The 16,073-nt window shown below is 75.5% G+C and carries 15 protein-coding genes and 1 pseudogene; 7 read left to right on the top strand and 9 right to left on the bottom strand.

Annotation, left to right across the window (positions count from 1 at the left end; all coding sequences use genetic code 11):
- Positions 1-53: 53 nt before the first annotated feature.
- The gene (locus PS271_RS24715) at positions 54-1,319 is read left to right on the top strand and encodes a DUF1266 domain-containing protein (protein WP_398384720.1); all 1,266 of its coding nucleotides are present in this window, start codon (positions 54-56) and stop codon (positions 1,317-1,319) included.
- 48 nt (positions 1,320-1,367) lie between these two features.
- Positions 1,368-2,801, top strand: coding sequence for a cryptochrome/photolyase family protein (locus tag PS271_RS24710; RefSeq protein WP_398384718.1), 1,434 nt, complete (start codon positions 1,368-1,370; stop codon positions 2,799-2,801).
- 64 nt (positions 2,802-2,865) lie between these two features.
- On the opposite strand, the gene PS271_RS24705 is transcribed toward PS271_RS24710, so the two are convergent.
- Positions 2,866-3,171 carry a 4a-hydroxytetrahydrobiopterin dehydratase gene (locus PS271_RS24705; protein WP_398384716.1) on the bottom strand — a complete coding sequence of 102 codons (306 nt, stop codon included), beginning with the start codon at positions 3,169-3,171 and terminating at the stop codon, positions 2,866-2,868.
- Positions 3,172-3,393: 222 nt separating this feature from the next.
- Here PS271_RS24705 and PS271_RS24700 point away from each other — a divergent pair, with 222 nt between their 5' ends.
- Complete coding sequence (locus tag PS271_RS24700) at positions 3,394-5,208, top strand: hydroxysqualene dehydroxylase (RefSeq protein WP_398384714.1); 1,815 nt, start codon at positions 3,394-3,396, stop codon at positions 5,206-5,208.
- Positions 5,209-5,245: 37 nt separating this feature from the next.
- Entirely contained in the window at positions 5,246-6,058 is an 813-nt protein-coding gene (locus PS271_RS24695; RefSeq protein WP_398384712.1) for a helix-turn-helix domain-containing protein, read from the top strand.
- Here the strand turns inward: PS271_RS24695 and PS271_RS24690 are convergent.
- The 5 genes and pseudogenes from PS271_RS24690 to PS271_RS24670 form a co-directional block, all read right to left on the bottom strand.
- Entirely contained in the window at positions 6,048-6,428 is a 381-nt protein-coding gene (locus tag PS271_RS24690) for a nuclear transport factor 2 family protein (RefSeq protein ID WP_398384710.1), read from the bottom strand. The two genes, PS271_RS24695 and PS271_RS24690, sit on opposite strands and share 11 nt — an antisense overlap.
- Positions 6,429-6,734: 306 nt before the next feature.
- Positions 6,735-6,956 (bottom strand): annotated as a pseudogene (locus PS271_RS24685) (hypothetical protein); the annotation flags it as partial.
- Between the two features lie 33 nt (positions 6,957-6,989).
- Positions 6,990-7,340 carry a VOC family protein gene (locus tag PS271_RS24680; protein ID WP_398384708.1) on the bottom strand — a complete coding sequence of 117 codons (351 nt, stop codon included), beginning with the start codon at positions 7,338-7,340 and terminating at the stop codon, positions 6,990-6,992.
- A gap of 42 nt (positions 7,341-7,382) precedes the next feature.
- A complete protein-coding gene (locus PS271_RS24675) occupies positions 7,383-8,195 on the bottom strand; it encodes a methyltransferase domain-containing protein (protein ID WP_398384706.1) in 813 nt (270 codons plus the stop codon).
- Between the two features lie 43 nt (positions 8,196-8,238).
- Positions 8,239-9,738, bottom strand: a complete 1,500-nt coding sequence (locus tag PS271_RS24670; RefSeq protein WP_398384704.1) for a bifunctional phosphatase PAP2/diacylglycerol kinase family protein — start codon at positions 9,736-9,738, stop codon at positions 8,239-8,241.
- A gap of 130 nt (positions 9,739-9,868) precedes the next feature.
- On the opposite strand from PS271_RS24670, the gene PS271_RS24665 reads away from it, so the two are divergent.
- Positions 9,869-10,441, top strand: coding sequence for a TIGR03086 family metal-binding protein (locus PS271_RS24665; protein WP_398384702.1), 573 nt, complete (start codon positions 9,869-9,871; stop codon positions 10,439-10,441).
- Between the two features lie 74 nt (positions 10,442-10,515).
- Positions 10,516-11,049 (top strand): GNAT family N-acetyltransferase, encoded by a 534-nt coding sequence (locus PS271_RS24660; RefSeq protein ID WP_398384701.1) that lies wholly within the window; start codon positions 10,516-10,518, stop codon positions 11,047-11,049.
- A 48-nt stretch (positions 11,050-11,097) separates the two neighbouring features.
- Here PS271_RS24660 and PS271_RS24655 read toward each other — a convergent pair whose 3' ends face one another.
- Together PS271_RS24655 and PS271_RS24650 are read right to left on the bottom strand one after the other, a co-directional pair.
- Positions 11,098-12,117: an MBL fold metallo-hydrolase gene (locus PS271_RS24655; protein WP_398384699.1), complete on the bottom strand. Its 1,020-nt coding sequence runs from the start codon at positions 12,115-12,117 to the stop codon at positions 11,098-11,100.
- Between the two features lie 138 nt (positions 12,118-12,255).
- Positions 12,256-13,464, bottom strand: a complete 1,209-nt coding sequence (locus PS271_RS24650; protein WP_398384697.1) for a pyridoxal phosphate-dependent aminotransferase — start codon at positions 13,462-13,464, stop codon at positions 12,256-12,258.
- Positions 13,465-13,824: 360 nt separating this feature from the next.
- On the opposite strand from PS271_RS24650, the gene PS271_RS24645 reads away from it, so the two are divergent.
- The gene (locus PS271_RS24645) at positions 13,825-15,225 is read left to right on the top strand and encodes an amino acid permease (protein ID WP_398384696.1); all 1,401 of its coding nucleotides are present in this window, start codon (positions 13,825-13,827) and stop codon (positions 15,223-15,225) included.
- Here PS271_RS24645 and PS271_RS24640 read toward each other — a convergent pair.
- Positions 15,215-15,976 (bottom strand): SDR family NAD(P)-dependent oxidoreductase, encoded by a 762-nt coding sequence (locus PS271_RS24640; protein WP_398384695.1) that lies wholly within the window; start codon positions 15,974-15,976, stop codon positions 15,215-15,217. The genes PS271_RS24645 and PS271_RS24640 overlap by 11 nt on opposite strands.
- Between the last annotated feature and the right edge of the window lie 97 nt (positions 15,977-16,073).

Here is a 16,073-nt window from a genome sequence, read left to right as displayed (position 1 = left end):
GCGAGCCGGGGCCCCGGGGCGGCGCGCCGTGCCGTCTCTATAGAGTCGCGCACATGTTCTTCACGCCCTGGACCCCGCCGACGCCCATCGAACAGCACCTCCGGGCGGCGACGGCGCGCGGGGACTGGGACGGGCAGGTCGGTGCCCTCGCGGCGGGCGAGTTGTACGTCGCCGTGGCCAGGGTGGAGGCCGACGGCCTGATACCGCCCGCGCCGCTCGCCCCGTACCACGACCCGGCTTCGGGCAAGCGCTGCCTTCCGGTCCTGACGCGCGGCGCGCTGCCGCCCTGGCAGCCCGACTGGGTCTTCCAGCGCACCACTCTCGACGAGCTGGCCCTGGAGTGGCCGAACGACAAGTGGCACCTCGCGGTCAACCCCGGCCAGCCCGCCGCGGCTGTCATCCCGGCCACCCCGCTGGACCGCGCGGCCTGGCTGGAGGTCTACGCCGAGACGCCGCCGCCCGCACCCGGCCGGCTGCTGTCCCTGTACACGGGGCCCCTGCACGGGCCGCTCGCCCACGGGCTGGCCTGCGGCGCCCCGCTGTCCGTACGCGACGGCGTGCCCTGGAACGAGCTCGGCGCCGTCTACCGGGACTACGACGCTGACCGTGCCGTCCTGCGCGACACGTGGGGCGTGGCCGACCCCGCCGGCTGGTGGCACCTGACGGAGCGGCTGCTCGCCGGGGCGGGAGCGGGGCGCGAGGCGGAGTTCGCCCTGCGGGCCCGTACGGGTCTCGCCGAGCACTCCGCCTCCGGTGACGCGCCGGCTGCGGAGCCGTCCACCGAGCAGTGGCGGGAGGCCGTCACCCACGTCCTCCTGCACCGTGCCGCGCCCGACGCCGAGGTCCGGGCGATGGACGCCGCCGTCACACGTGTCACCGAGGCCGAGGAGCGGCTGCGGGGCGAGGGGGTGCTGCGGCCCGGAGAGCCCATCGCCTCGGCCGCCGCCTACGACCTCGCGTGCGCCGTGGCCGTCGCCCGGCTCGGCCTCGCGGCGCGGCTGTGCGGCCCGGCCGACGCGGAACGGGTCGTCCTGACCGCCGGGGAAGCCGCCCGGAGAACGTACCGGTCGTGGCCCGCGTTCGCCGCCGGCTTCCTGCTGGGGCGGGCCCTGCGGCCGGGCGGCACGAGCGATCCCCGCGCCTCCGTCCACGGACTCCCGGGCCCACCGCACCACCCGGGCGTCCCGGACCCCGCGCCCGCCGGCCCCACCGGCCACACGGGCCGCCCCGACGACGCTGACGGAGCCGCCGCGCTCCTCGTCCACCGCGCCCTCACCACCGACCCCGCCAGCCCCTGGCTCAACATCCCCTGGTCGTGACGGCCCTGCCGCCCGCGCCCCGGCGCCGCACGAGCGCACAATCGCGGCATGGGCGTACCCGCCGACTCCCCGACCTCGCCGACCTCGCCGTCACCACCGTCACCTGACGGCGTGTCCGTCGTCCTCTTCACCTCCGACCTGCGGCTGCACGACAACCCGGTGCTCACCGCGGCCCTGCGGAGCGCGCCGCGCGTCGTGCCGCTGTTCGTCGTGGACCGGGGCATCGCCGCCGCGGGCTTCGCCGCGCCCAACCGGGCCGCGTTCCTGGCGGACTGCCTCGCCGCGCTCGACGAGGGGCTGCGGGCCCGCGGCGGGGCCCTCGTCGTCCGCAGGGGCGACGTGGTGGCGGAGACCTGCCGGGTGGCCGCCGGGACCGGCGCGGGCGAGGTGCACGTCGCCGCGGGCGTGAGCGGGTACGCGCTGCGCCGCGAGGAGCGGCTGCGGAGCGCGCTGGCGGCGGACGGCCGGCTGCTGCGGGTGCACGACGCGGTCGTCACGGCCGTGCCGCCCGGCGCCGTCCTGCCCGCGGGCAAGGACCACTACGCGGTGTTCACCCCGTACTTCCGCCGCTGGTCGGCCGAGCCGCTCCGGCCGGTGCTGCCGCCGCCGCGCGCGGTGCTGCTGCCCGAGGTGCGCACGGAGCCGCTGCCCGCGGCGTCGTCCCTGGCCCGGGGCACGGCCTCGCCCGCGCTGCCGCGGGGCGGCGAGCGCGAGGGCCGCCGCCGGCTCGCGGCCTGGCGGCGCGGCGGGCTCGCACGCTACGCCGAACGCCACGACGACCTGGCGGGGAACGGGACGTCGCGGCTGTCCCCGTACCTCCACTTCGGCTGCCTGTCGCCGGTGGAGCTGGCCGCAGGGGCCCGGGAGCAAGCAGGCGGGGGCTCCGTGGGCGCCGAGGCGTTCGCACGGCAGCTGGCGTGGCGGGACTTCCACCACCAGATGCTGGCCGCCCGGCCGGACGCGGCCCACCGCGACTACCGCACCCGGCACGACCGGTGGCGCGAGGCGCCCGGCGAGCTCGCCGCGTGGCGGGAGGGCCGTACGGGCTATCCGGTGGTCGACGCGGCGATGCGGCAGCTCGCGCACGAGGGCTGGCTGCCCAACCGGGCCCGGCTGATCGCCGCGAGCTTCCTGACGAAGACCCTCTACCTCGACTGGCGGGCCGGGGCCCGCCACTTCCTCGACCTGCTCGTGGACGGCGACGTGGCCGACAACCAGCTCAACTGGCAGTGGGTGGCGGGCACCGGCAGCGACACCCGCCCCCACCGGGTGCTCAGCCCGACGGCCCAGGCCGAGCGCTTCGACCCGGACGGCGCCTACGTGCGCCGCTGGGTCCCGGAACTGGCCGGCGTGCCCGGCCGGGCCGTCCACCGGCCGTGGCTGCTGCCGGACGGGGAGCGGGCGCGCCGCGGCTACCCCGCGCCGGTGGTCGGACTGGAGGAGGCGCTGGAGCGGTTCAAGCGGGCGCGCGGCCGCGCCTGAGCCGTGGCCGCGGGCCCGCCCGTCCCCCGGCCGGGCCCTCCCCGGCTCCCCCGCCGGAGCCCGGTCAGCGCGCCCCGTGTCCCGCCGCCACGGCCTCGACGCGGCGGGCCAGTTCGACGTCCAGGCCGGTGACCTTGCCGCCCACGCTGTGCGTGTTCACGCTCAGGGCCACCGTGTTGTAGCCCAGGGTCGTGTCCGCGTGGTGGCCCAGCTCCTCCTGGATCTGGGCGATGTGGACGACCATCGCGGCCGCCTGGAAGTGCCCGTCGAAGTGGTAGGTGCGGCTGATGCGGACGCCGTCCGTGGTCCAGCCGGGCAGCTCCTGGAGGCGATGCTCGACGTCCTGCTGGGAAAGCGGTTCGACGGCCATGACTGTCCCTTCGTGGGTGGGAGCCGTAGTGGTTGCGACGGTTGCCCGGGGTAGGTGCCCGCGCCGGGTGCCGGTGACTCAAGCGTCCCACGGTGCGGGGGTGCTTTCGCGCCAATGTGCCGTACGGGGCCCCGCGCGCCGGACAAGTGCTACCGGGTCGTAGGCACCCCTCCTATGCTCCTGCGCCGGACGTGTACACGTCACCTACGTGGAGGGGCCGGCATGGACGGTACGGACCGTACGGGCAGCACACGCAGGGGTTTCATCGGCGGGGCCGCGGCCGTCGCCGCGACGGCGGCGGGCACGGCGGCGCTCGGGGGACGGGCCGCGGCCGCGGCCCCCCGCACCAGACCCGCCGCGCCGGGCCGCCGCACCGGATCCGGCGCGCCGAGCGTCGCCGTCCTCGGCGGCGGCGTCGCGGGGCTCACCGCCGCCCACGAACTCGCCGAGCGCGGCTTCCGGGTGACGGTGTACGAGAAGAAGGCGCCGGGCGGCAAGGCCCGCAGCATGGACGTGCCCGGCAGCGCGCGGGGCGGCCGCAAGCCGCTGCCCGGCGAGCACGGGTTCCGCTTCATCCCCGGCTTCTACCGCAACCTGCCGGACACCCTGCGCCGCATCCCCTTCCCCGGCAACGCGAACGGCTGCCACGGCAACCTCGTGGCGTCCACGGAAGTGATGCTGGCCCGCATCGGCCACGAGGACATCCGGCTGCCGTTCCGCTCGGTCGGCAAGCCGCCGCCGCTGCTCACCCCGGACGCCCTGCGCCGCGCGCTGACCGGCTTCCTCGACGCGTTCGGCAACATCCCGGTCCACGAGACCGCCTACTTCGTGAGCCGGCTGCTCGTCTGGCTCACCAGCTGCGACGCGCGGCGCACCGGAGCGTGGGAGCGCACGCCCTGGTGGGAGTTCATCGGCGCCGCCCGGATGTCGCCGAACTACCAGCGGCTGCTGGCCATCGGCATCACCCGCAACATCGTGGCCACCAAGGCCGAGGTGGCCAGCACCAAGACGGTGTCGACGTGCATCGAGGCGTTCCTCTTCAACGCCCTGGGGCGGGGCGCGGACGGCGAGCCGGACCGGGTGCTCGACGCACCGACCAACGAGGCGTGGATCGACCCGTGGGTGGCACACCTGCGCTCCCTGGGGGTCGCCTTCGAGATCGGCTCGGCCGTACGGGACCTGCGGATCGCGGGCGGCCGGATCACCGAGGCGGTGCTGCAAGACCCGTCCGGAGCCAAGCGGTCCGTCACCGCCGACCACTTCGTCTCGGCGATGCCCGTCGAGCACGCCCGTACGACCTGGAACGCGCAGGTGCGGGCCGCCGACCCGCAGCTGGCGCGCTGCGACCAGCTCAAGACGGACTGGATGACGGGCATCCAGTTCTATCTGACGGAGCCGACGCCCGTCCTCCACGGGCACGTCAACCACATCGACTCCCCCTGGTCCATCACCTCCGTGGGGCAGGCGCAGTACTGGTCCGGGCGCGACTTCCGGGCCGACTACGGGGACGGCGCCGCGGCGGACTGCCTGTCCGTGGACGTCTCCGAGTGGGACAAGCCCGGCATCCTCTACGGCAAGACCGCCAAGCAGTGCACACGCGAGGAGGTCGCGCGCGAGGTGTGGGCGCAGATGAAGGCCGGGCTCAACGACACCGGGCGCACGGTGCTGAGCGACGCGAAGATCCATTCGTGGTTCCTGGACCCGGCCGTGGAGATCGGCGGCCCCCGCCCGGTCAACGACGAACAGCTCCTCATCCACCCCACCGGCACCTGGCACAACCGCCCTTCGGCGCGGACGGCGATCCCCAACCTCTTCCTGTGCGGGGACTACGTGGCCACCGACATCGACCTCGCCACGATGGAGGGCGCCAACGCCTCCGCACGGGCGGCGGTCAACGCCTTGCTGGACGAGGCGGGTTCGCGCGCCGGGCGGTGCACGATCACGCCCCTGTACCGGGCCCCCGAGCTGGAACTGCCGAAGGCCGACGACGCGGTCCGGCACGGGCTCGGCCTGCCCAACGCCTTCGACCTGGGGTGAGCCGGACGCGCCGGGGGCGGCGCGCTACGGTCGGATCATGACGACTGCCGTGGACGCCCCCGGCGTGGGCCCGCTGCTGAGACAGTGGCGGGAGAAGCGCCGGACCAGCCAGCTGGAGCTCGCCCTGCGCGCCGGCTCCTCCGCCCGCCACATCAGCTTCATCGAAACGGGCCGCTCCCGGCCCAGCCAGGAGATGGTCCTACGCCTCGCGGACCACCTCGACGTGCCCGTCCGGGAGCGGAACGCCCTGCTGGTCGCCGCGGGTTACGCCCCCGCGTACCCGGAGCGGCCGCTGGACGACCCCGCGCTGGGCGGGCTGCGCGCGGGCCTGGAGCGGCTGCTGACGTCCTACGAGCCGTTCCCCGCGCTCGTCGTCGACGGCACGTACGAGGTACTGGCCGCCAACCGGGGCATCGCGATGCTCCTGGAGGGCGTCGCCCCGTCGCTGCTCGTGCCGCCGCTGAACGCCATGCGGCTCACCATGCACCCCGCGGGCCTGGCGCCCCGCATCCGCAACTACCGCGAATGGCGCGGCCACCTGCTGCACCAGATGGAGCGTCAACTGGCCCTGATGCGGTCGGCTCCGCTGCGGGCCTTGTACGACGAGGTGAGCGCGTACCCGCTCCCGGAATCCACCGACGAGGAACGGACCCGGCGGGAGGGCGGTCCCGATGACGTCCCCTTCGCCCTCCCCCTGGTCATCGACCACGCGGGCCATACGCTCTCCTTCGTCTCGACCATCGCGACGTTCAACACCCCGATGGACGTCACGGTCTCGGAGCTGGCGGTGGAGACGTTCCTGCCGGCCGATCCCGGCACCGCGCGCCTGCTGACGGCCCTCATGCCGTAGCGGCCCGGGCGGGCACGCGGTCGAGGAAGCCGGTCACGGTCCGGATCCGGCCGTCCCCGTCCAGGGTGATCACGTCGGAGCCGGCCACGGGGGCGGACCCGTCGGCGAGGGACACCAGTTCCCACTGGAAGCGCGCGACGTCGTGGTGCCCCTCGACCGCACCGATCCGCCGGAATTCGAACCCGGGGAACTGCTCCTGCGCCCCGGCGATGACAGCCGCGATGCCCTCATGGCCGTGAACCTCGGCCAGCGGGTCGGTGTAGGCCCCGCCCTCGCCCCAGGCGGCCGCTACGGCTTCGGCCAGCGCCTCGGTCCCGGTGGCGTTCCACGCCTCGAAGTAACGGGCGACAGCGGCCTCGTACTGCGTCATGACGTACTCCCTCACTCGTCAAGAACGATCCGGCTCGGACACCGGACCGGAGTGCGCCGGCCCGGTGCCCGGCGGGTTTCACTGTGCCGGGTGGCGGGGAGCCGAGGCGATTACCGCCGGAGTAATGGTGGCCGGGCCCAGCCCCACGCCCGCGGGTAGCGGGCTTTCGTCCTCGACGGCGCGCAAGCGCGCGTACGTGTGAAGCAGTGGGTGAATGCGGTAGTAGCCGGGGGCAGGTGACTCCAGGAGGCTCCGGCCCATCAGCGATATCCAGGCCCCGGACCCCGGATCGCGAGGGGAAGGAAACCGCACGCGGCTGGTCACGATGATGCCGCAGCCCGGTGCGGCAGGCAGGAGCGGCGCCACTTGGGCTGCGTCATGGGCGTTGTCCAGCACCATCAGCACCCTGCGGCCGTGCAGGAAGAGGAACGCCCCCAGGACCACCTCGGGTTCCGCGGGCCGTGACGCCGTGCCTTCGAGGTCTACGTACAACTGGCCGTCCGGGTAATCGTTCCGGGCGCCGTAAGCTGCCGGCGCGGTGCACCGAACCGGCCGGGCACCTCAGGCTTGCTTGCGGTCGACGTATTCGAAGACCGAGCCGTCGGGGTGGCGGGCCACGAGGTTGCGGCCGATCGGGGTGGGGACCGGGCCCGCGATGATCTGGGCGCCTACCGCCGTCAGGTCGTCGAGCGCCTCGTCGACGTCCGCCACCGCGATCGTGGCGGTGATCTTCCGCAGGATGGACAGCTCCCTCTCCGGGCCGCTCATGAGGAAGAAGCAGCCGACCGCGGCCACGGCGACGCCGCCGCGGTGGAAGCGCAGCGCTTCGGTGCCGGTCAGGCGTTCGTAGACGTCGATCGCATGGTCGAGATCATCGACACACACCCGCAGCGAGGTCCCCAGAATGTTCATGGGGACCAGGCTAGTTGGAGCGGCGGGGCGATGCGGGGCGGTTCATGCGCGGCACAGGAGTTCACCGTTGAGGACGGCGAACCACGCGTCCTCGTGCCGTCCCCACAGACGCCAGGCGCCGGCGATCCGGTCGAGGGCGGCGTGGTCCGCATGGCCGCCGTCGACCGCCAGCCGGGCGTACGCGGAGGCGACGGTCCGGTCCGCCCACAGCCCGCTCCACCAGGAGCGTTCCTCATCGCTCGCGTAGCACCACGCGCTCGCCGTCGCCGTGGTGCGGGTGAAGCCGGCCTGGCGGGCCCAGGACAGGAGGCGGCGGCCCGCGTCGGGCTCGCCGCCGCCCGCGCGGGCGACCCGCTGGTAGAGCTCCTGCCACGCGTCGAGGCCGGGCACGCGCGGGTACCAGGTCATGGCGGCGTAGTCCGCGTCGCGGACGGCGACGATGCCGCCGGGCCGGCAGACCCGGCGCATCTCGCGCAGCGCGCCGACGGGGTCGCCCACGTGCTGGAGCACCTGGTGGGCGTGGACGGCGTCGAAGGAGTCGTCGGGGAAGTCCAGGGCGCGCAGGTCGCCCACGGTGAAGGCGACGTTGCCCAGGTCCCGTTCGCGGGCGACCGCGCGGGCCGCCGCGAGCACCTCCCCGGCGGCGTCCAGGCCGGTGACCCGGCCCTGCGGGACCAGCGCGGCCAGGTCGGCGGTGATGGTGCCGGGCCCGCAGCCGACGTCGAGGACCTCCATGTGCGGTCGCAGGTGCGGCAGCAGGTACGCGGCGGAGTTGCCGGCCGTGCGCCGGCTGTGCGAGCGCAGGACCGATTCGTGGTGGCCGTGGGTGTACACGGTGGTGTCGTCGGAAGCCATGACAGCACCGTAGGCACTCATCTCGGATGACGAGAGTCCCGTCTCACCAATCGGACAAGTTGCGGTACACCACCAGTGCCTCGTTCTCCTTCTTCAGCGTCACCACCTCGGGTGCGGGCGCGACTTCGCCGTCGCAGGCCAGGTGCGTGCCCTCGGCGATGCCGCTGATCCGCAGGCTCCGCACGCGGGCCGTGCGCAGCACCGGGGAGTGCTTCAGGCCGCCCGCGAGGGCCGCCGCGAGCAGCCGGGTGCGGGCCAGCGGGCCGCCCGAGACGGTGCGGACGTCGAGGACGCCGTCCGCCAGGTCGTGCCGGCGCACGGGGGCGAGGCCCAGGCCGCGGTACGTGCAGTTGCCCGCGAAGAGCATCCACAGGCGGCGGCGCTTGCCGTCCACCCTCAGGCGGACCGGGCGCGCCGTGCGCAGGACGTGCACGGCGGCCAGCACCCCGGCGGGCCAGGCGCCGGTGCGCGGGGCCCACCGCTCGCGGACGCGGACGAGGTCGGGGTAGGCGCCGATGCTGAAGGTGTTGAGGAACCGGCCCAGGTCGGCGCCGTCGCCGTCGCGCACCCGCACCATGTCGACCGCCACCGCCTCGCCGGTCTCCACGGCCCCGCAGGCGTCCGCCAGGGTCTCGATGCCCAGGTCGTAGGCGAAGTGGTTGTACGTGCCGCCCGGCAGGACGGCCAGCGGCAGCCCGTGGCGGTGGGCCACGGCGGCCGCGGCGCTGACGGTGCCGTCGCCGCCGGACACGCCCAGGGCGCCGCCCCGTTCCCGGGCACGCAGGGCGGCCGCCTCCAGGGTCTTCTCCAGGTCCTCCCCGCCTCCCCCGTCCGCGCCCTCCTGCCCGTACGGGACGACCTCCGCGCGGGGCAGCACCGCGCGCACCGCCTGCGCCGGGTCGGGGCGGGCGACGGCTCGCTGCCCGGAGCCGGTGTTCACGACCACCACCAGGCCCTCGCCGCGCGGCAGCGCCGGGGCGTCCGCCCGCGGCCGGGCCGGGGGCGCGAGCTGGGAGCGGGTGGGGGCGATGCCGCGGACGGCGAAGGCGGCGCCCGCCCCCAGTACGGCCCCGGCGAGGACGTCACCCGGATAGTGGACGCCGGTGTAGACGCGCGAGAAGCACACCGACGCGGCCAGCGGCGCGAGGGCCAGCCCCCACAGGGGGTTCTCCAGGGCGACGCCCGTCACGAAGGCGACCGCGGACGCCGAATGGCCGGACGGGAACGACGTCGTGATGGGCTGCCGGGACAGTCGCCGGACCGCCGGCACCGAGTCCAGGACCGGGCGTACGCGCCGCACCGACCGTTTGCCGGCGGTGTTCACGGCCGCGGAGGCGACCGCCAGGGACACGGCTCCGCGCAGGGCGGCGCGCCGCGCGGGGCGCCCTCCGGCCAGGGCCGCGCCCGCCGCCAGGCCGAACCACAGCAGCCCGTGGTTCGCGCTGCGCGACAGGCGGGGCAGGACGCGGTCCCCGCCCGGCCAGTGGTGCGCCGCGACGGCGAGGAAGGCCGCCCGGTCCCAGGAGCTCACGATCTTCCGCATGGCGCACGTGTACCCCGCCGGCGGCGTCCGACGCCGGGGGCCGGAAGCGTTCGAGGGCCTGGGGGCCGGAAGCGTCCGGCGCCGGGGGCGGGGAGTAGCCGCCCGGACGCCGCGCGCCGACAATGGCCGCATGACCGATGCGACGCTGCTGACCCGGCACAAGGAAGCGCTCGGACTCTTCACCGAGCGCGTGCACGCCATCCGCCCCGGCCAGTGGGACGAGCCGACGCCCTGCACCGAGTGGTCCGTACGCGACCTCGTCAACCATCTGGCCGTCGAGCAGCTCTGGGTGCCGCCGCTGCTGGACGGCTCGTCCATCGACGACGTCGGCGACTCCTTCGACGGCGACCGGCTCGGCGACGACCCGGTGGCCGTGTGGGACGCGGCGGAGGCCGCCGCGCGCAAGGCCTTCGAGGCGCCCGGGGCCCTCGACCGGACGGTGGAGCTGTCCTCCGGGCCGTCGTCCGCCCGTGCGTACTGCTCGCAGATGGTGGCGGACGCGGTCGTGCACGCGTGGGACCTGGCCCGCGCGATCGGCGCGGACGAGCGGCTGCCGAAGCCGCTGGTCGAGCTGGTCCGGCGCGAGGTGGAGCCCTACATCGACAGCCTCTCGGGGACGGGCCTGTTCGCCGAGCCCGTGGACCCGCCGCCCGGCGCCGACGCCCAGACGCGGCTGCTCGCCCAGCTGGGCCGCCGGGTCTGAGGGCATGACCCGCTCTTCCGGCCGGGGCGGCCGCCCGGTCGGGTAATCGCCACGGCACTGGGCAGGATGCCCGCATGGCCTCCCCACGCACACTGCTGACGCCCCGTCTGACGCTGCGCCGCTGGCACGCGGACGACCTCGAGCCGATGGCCGCCATCAACGCCGACCCGGAGGTGATGCGCTGGGCCGGGGACGGCTCGGTGCACGACCGGGAGCGGACGTCGGCCGCGATCGCCGCCTGGGAGCGGGAGTGGGACGAGCGCGGGGTGGGCCTGTTCGCCGTCGAGGTCCGCCAGTCGCGCCGGCTGGCCGGTTTCGCGGGCCTGTCCGTGCCGTCCTCGCTGCCCGAGATCCTGCCGGCGGTGGCGCTCGGCTGGCGGCTGGGCCGGCCCTTCCGGGAGCCCGGCCTGGCCACCGAGGCCGCCCGCGCCGTCCTGGACTTCGCGCTCCGCGACCGCGGGCTGGCCAGGGTCGTCGGCGTGCACCATCCCGCCGACGACGCCTCGGCCGCGGTCCTGCGCAAGCTGGGGATGCGGCGCGAGCGGGAGACGACCCATCCGGAGTACGGGGTCCCGGTCTGTGTCCACTCCCTCGACGCGCGCCCGTAGAAGACACCGCGCCCGCACAACCGCCCGTAGACCGTACAGCGCAGGGCCTCAGCAGGGCAGCACGCGCGAGCCGCCCACCGGCAGGTCCCACAGGTCCTCGCGCGGCCGGCCCGTCGCCTCCCACGCCGCGCGGACGCGGTGCAGCGGCTCCAGCGGGGGTTCGGCCGAGAGGATGAAGGTCGACCAGTGCATGGGGGCCATCACCCGGGCGCCCAGGTCCTGGCACGCGGCGACGGCCTCCTCCGGGTCGGTGTGGACCGTGCCCAGCATCCAGCGCGGGTCGTAGGCCCCGATGGGCAGCAGGGCGAGGTCGATGCCGCCGTAGCGCCGCCCGATGCGCTCGAACCAGTGCCCGTAGCCGGTGTCGCCCGCGAAGTAGACGCGCTGCCCGCCCGGCGCGGTGAGCACCCAGCCGCCCCACAGCGACCGGCAGGTGTCGGTGAGGGTGCGCTTGCTCCAGTGGTGGGCGGGGACGAAGTCGCAGCGGACGGGGCCGGCCGGGCCGGGCAGCTCCACCGCCTCCCACCAGTCGAGCTCGGTGACGCGTGTGAAGCGGCGCCGGCGGGCCCAGCGGGCCAGGCCGGCCGGCAGGAGGAGCGGGGTGTCGCGGGGCAGCCGCCTGAGGGTGGGCGCGTCCAGGTGGTCGTAGTGGTTGTGGCTGATGAGGACCGCGTCGACCGGTGGGAGGTCCTCCCAGCGGACGCCCACCGGGGTGAGCCGGGGCGGCGTGCCGAGGATTCTGCGCGACCAGACGGGGTCGGTGAGGACCGTGAGGCCGCCGATGCGCAGCACCCAGCTGGCGTGCCCGGCCCAGGTGACCGCGGTCGTGCGGGCGTCGACGGCCGGCAGCGGCCCGGGGGCGACCGGCAGGGCGGCGACGTCGCGCAGCACCTCGGCCCGGGGGCGCAGCCGGCCTTCGCGGGCCAGCCGGGCGAGGGCGCGGACGCCGGGCAGGGGCGCGGTGAGGCGGTCGGCGAACGACTTGGGCCAGAGGCGGTACTCGCCGAGCCGGCGGGGCGCGGCGAGGGGGTGCGGCTCTGCGAGGGGGCGCTCGGTCTGTTCGGTCATCGGGAGGGCTCCAATCGCTGGGGAACCGGGGCGGTGCGGCGCGGCGCCCGGCCGGGGCGCCGGGCCCCGCACGGCCGGCTGCGGCGGACCGGCCGGGCGGCGAAGCGGCGGGGCGGCGCATGACAGATCGACGGTAGGTCAGCCGCCCGCGAGCCGGGCGAAGGCCGATCCGAAACCGGTCAGTGCGTCGCCGACGCCCGGGGCGGCCAGCGGGTCCGGGGAGTCCAGGGCGCGCTGCCGCTCGTCGTCGGTGGTGCCGAGGAGCGGCGGCGTGGAGATCCGGACCCGCAGGGCGTCGGGCGGGTCGCCGAAGCGGTGGCCGCCCGGCACGGGGCGGCCGAGGGCGGTGCTGAGGTGTGCCTCCAGTTCCACGGAGTCGGTGATGGCGCGGGCGGCGAGCGGGGCGCGGAGCTCGCCGAGGTCGGCGTAGAGGTAGGGGCCGGCCTGCGGGGGCCTGCTCAGCACGCCGGCCGCGGTGAGCCGCTCGTGGGCGGCGCGGGCGAGCGCCCCGTAGAGCCGCACCGCGGCGGCGGCGCGGGCGCGGACGGGCTCCGGCTCGTCGAGGGCGTACGCGGCGGCCGCGGCGACCGGCGGGGTCAGCTCGGCCCGTACGGCGGCGAGGGCCGTGGTGACGCGGGCGCGCAGGACGGGGCCGCGCCCGCCCGCGGGGAAGCGGGCCACGGCGGCGGGCCAGGCCGTGGGGAAGAGGCCGCCGGTCAGGTCGGTGAGGACGACGACGTGGTCGGGCCACATCTCGGCCGGGCCGAGGAAGACCGTGCCGCCGGGGTCGTGGCGCATGTCGCGCCAGGTCTCGTCGCTGACGATCGTCAGCTCCTCGGCGGCGGCCGCCTCGCACACCTCGTGCAGCAGCTCGGGCGGGGTGACCGAGCCCGTGGGGTCGTCGGCGGGCGACAGGACGAGGACGCGCGGCCTGCCGCCCTCGGCGCGGATCCGGCGCACGGTCTCCAGCAGGGCGAAGGGGTCGGGCACGCCGCCGCACTCGGCGGGCACCGGCACGTGGTAGGTGGGGCGCCCGGCGATCCGGGCGAGCGGCGGGTACCAGGCGGCGCAGGGGCGGGTGAGGAGGACGTCGCCGCCGGCGCCCGCGAGGACCGCGAGCAGCAGGGGCTGCGCGCCGGGGGCGGCGAGGACGTGCTCGGGGGCGGTCGGCAGGCCGCGCCGGGCCCAGTAGCCGCAGGCGGCGGCGCGCAGGGCGGGGCCGCCGCCGACGGGTTCGGGCGCGCTGTCCCGGGCGGCCCGCGCGAGGCGCGCGGCGAGCTCCGGCAGGACGGGCAGCCCGCGCTCGGGCGTGGTGCCGGCCGGGAGCGCGGGAAAGCTGGGCTGCATCCGTCCGTACCTCCGACCGCCGCGCCGTCCGCACCGGGGCGGCAGCACCTGTCCGGCCCCGGGCACCGTTCCCCGGGCCGCCGCCCCCGTCCACCTTGGCAGATCAGGGGGTGCGGAGCGGGGCGACACGGGCGGGAGGGTGACGGCGAGTGGACCGTGCAGGGGGCCCGCGTGGATCGTGCAGGGAGCGCGGGTGGACGAATCACTGCCGCAAGGCCTGATCGCAGCCACTTTTGCGGCCGCCGGGCGGGGGCGGCGGGACAAAAACAAAGGATTTTGCGGACTGCTCAGCTCCGGTCACCATGTCGTGTCGCACATCCTGGCGAACCTGCCCGCTGGACCCGAGAGGCACACCCCCTCATGCACGACACCGACGGCACGCACAGCCGCCGCTTCAGCCTCCCGACCGCCACCGCCCTGGTCATGGGCAACATCATCGGCGGCGGGATCTTCCTGCTGCCCGCGTCCGTCGCCCCGTTCGGCACGGTCAGCCTGCTGGCGTTCGGCGTCCTCACCGTCGGGGCCATCGCCCTGGCGCTCGTCTTCGGCCGGCTCGCGCGGCGCCATCCGCGCACGGGCGGCCCGTACGTCTACGCGCGCGAGGCCTTCGGCGACTTCGCCGGCTTCCTGTCCGCGTGGTCGTTCTGGACCATGACGTGGGTGAGCAACGCGGCCCTCGCGGTGGCCGGCGTCGGCTATCTGCACGTCATGACCGGCAAGGGCCCCATGGCGGGGGACCTGGCCATGGCGCTGGCCATGCTGTGGCTGCCGGCGCTCGCGAACCTGGCCGGTACGCGCTGGGTGGGCGCCGTCCAGATGGTCTCCACGGTGATGAAGTTCGTGCCGCTGCTGTTCGTCGCGGTGGTCGGCCTGTTCTTCTTCGACCCGGACAACCTCGGCTCGTTCACGACGGCCGACGGCAACTGGACCGGCGGGCTGACGGCGTCGGCGGCGATCCTCCTCTACTCGTACGTGGGCGTGGAGTCCGCCGCGATGAGCGCGGGCGAGGTGCGCGACCCGGAGCGCAACGTGGGGCGCGCGAGCGTCCTGGGCACCGTGGGCGCGGCGCTGGTCTACCTGCTGGGCACGGTCTCGGTGTTCGGCACCGTGCGGCACGACAAGCTGGTGGAGTCCACGGCCCCGTTCTCGGACGCGGTCGACGTGATGTTCGGCGGTCACTGGGGCGGCACGCTGATCGCCGTCTGCGCCGTGATCTCCATCGTGGGCGCGCTCAACGGCTGGACGCTGATGAGCGCCCAGGCCCCGTACGCGGCCGCGAAGGACGGGCTGTTCCCGGCCGCCTTCGGGAAGAAGAAGCGCGGCGTGCCGACGTTCGGCGTGCTCGCCGCCGCGGTCCTCGCCTCGGGCCTGACCGTCGTCAACTACACGTCGGGCGTGGGCGGCGTCTTCGAGATCCTCGTCCTCATCACGACGTTCTCCGCGACGGTCCCCTACCTGCTGGCCGCCGCCGCGCAGGTGTACTTCCTGCTGACGGGGCGGCGCGACAAGGTCCGTACGGGCCGTTTCGTCCGGGACATGGCGCTCGCGCTGGGCGCCTTCGCCTTCTCCTTCTGGCTGGTGGCGGGCGCCGGGTACGCGGCCGTCTACCAGGGCGTGCTGTTCCTCTTCGCGGGCATCCTCGTGTACGTGTGGCTGACCGCCCGCCGCGCGGCGGTGCAGGCGGGGGAGACGGCGGAGGCGCAGGCCCCCGCCGCCGGGCATCCCGGGACGGTGGAGGAGGCGGCGGCCGTCAGGCCGTGACGCCGCCGTCGAGGACGAGGTCGGCGCCGACGGTGTAGCCGGCCTCGTCGGAGGCGAGGTGCAGCACGGCGGCCGCGATCTCGTCGGGGGTGCCCGCGCGGCCGGCCGGCACCTCGCGGCGCATCCGCTCGGCCTTGTCCAGCGAGGACTCGCCGGGGCGGGAGGACATCGGGGTCTCGACGGGCCCGGGGCTGACGGCGTTGATCCGCACGCCCTCGCCGATGTGGTCCAGGGCGGCGTTGCGGGTCAGGGCGGAGACGGCCGCCTTCGTGGCCGTGTACGCGCCGAAGCCGGGCTTCCTGCGGTGCGCGCCGACGTTGGACGCGATGTTCACGATGGCGCCGCCGCCGTGGGCGCGCATGTGCCCGATCTCGTACTTCATGGACAGCCAGACGCCCTTGAGGTTGGTCTCGACGATCCGGTCCCAGTCCTCCTCGGGCACGTCCGCGACCTTGGCCGGGGGCACGGCCAGGCCCACGTTGTTGACGGCGACGTCGAGGCCGCCGAAGCGGGCGACCGTCCGCTCCACGAGCGCCTGGACGTCCTCGGAGCGCGTCACGTCGGCGGTGACGGCGACGGCCTCGCCGCCCTCCGCCTCCACATAGGCGACCGTCTCCTTCAGGGGCTCCTCCCTGCGGCCCGCGACGACCACGCGCGCGCCCTCGCGGGCGAAGGCGAGGGCGATGGCCTGGCCGATTCCCGTGCCGCCTCCGGTGACGAGGACGGTCTTGCCGGTGAAGCGTGCGGTCATGTCGAGACTCCTCAGCGGTGAAACACAAAAAGGCCGGTGTGTTGCATGAGATGCCGTGGCGGCGGCAGCGGTCCGGAAAAGGAGCAGGAGTCCGTCA

Source organism: Streptomyces sp. SCA2-17 (genome assembly GCF_044336695.1).
This window is presented reverse-complemented; position numbering and strand designations above follow the sequence as displayed.

Coding starts and splice junctions, on each gene's coding strand:
- PS271_RS24690 (WP_398384710.1), bottom strand. CDS start 6,428: ATGACGCAGTACGAGGCCGCTGTCGCCCGTTACTTCGAGGCGTGGAAC.
- PS271_RS24695 (WP_398384712.1), top strand. CDS start 5,246: ATGACGACTGCCGTGGACGCCCCCGGCGTGGGCCCGCTGCTGAGACAG.
- PS271_RS24675 (WP_398384706.1), bottom strand. CDS start 8,195: ATGGCTTCCGACGACACCACCGTGTACACCCACGGCCACCACGAATCG.
- PS271_RS24710 (WP_398384718.1), top strand. CDS start 1,368: ATGGGCGTACCCGCCGACTCCCCGACCTCGCCGACCTCGCCGTCACCA.
- PS271_RS24655 (WP_398384699.1), bottom strand. CDS start 12,117: ATGACCGAACAGACCGAGCGCCCCCTCGCAGAGCCGCACCCCCTCGCC.
- PS271_RS24650 (WP_398384697.1), bottom strand. CDS start 13,464: ATGCAGCCCAGCTTTCCCGCGCTCCCGGCCGGCACCACGCCCGAGCGC.
- PS271_RS24715 (WP_398384720.1), top strand. CDS start 54: ATGTTCTTCACGCCCTGGACCCCGCCGACGCCCATCGAACAGCACCTC.
- PS271_RS24705 (WP_398384716.1), bottom strand. CDS start 3,171: ATGGCCGTCGAACCGCTTTCCCAGCAGGACGTCGAGCATCGCCTCCAG.
- PS271_RS24700 (WP_398384714.1), top strand. CDS start 3,394: ATGGACGGTACGGACCGTACGGGCAGCACACGCAGGGGTTTCATCGGC.
- PS271_RS24680 (WP_398384708.1), bottom strand. CDS start 7,340: ATGAACATTCTGGGGACCTCGCTGCGGGTGTGTGTCGATGATCTCGAC.
- PS271_RS24660 (WP_398384701.1), top strand. CDS start 10,516: ATGGCCTCCCCACGCACACTGCTGACGCCCCGTCTGACGCTGCGCCGC.
- PS271_RS24665 (WP_398384702.1), top strand. CDS start 9,869: ATGACCGATGCGACGCTGCTGACCCGGCACAAGGAAGCGCTCGGACTC.
- PS271_RS24645 (WP_398384696.1), top strand. CDS start 13,825: ATGCACGACACCGACGGCACGCACAGCCGCCGCTTCAGCCTCCCGACC.
- PS271_RS24640 (WP_398384695.1), bottom strand. CDS start 15,976: ATGACCGCACGCTTCACCGGCAAGACCGTCCTCGTCACCGGAGGCGGC.
- PS271_RS24670 (WP_398384704.1), bottom strand. CDS start 9,738: ATGCGGAAGATCGTGAGCTCCTGGGACCGGGCGGCCTTCCTCGCCGTC.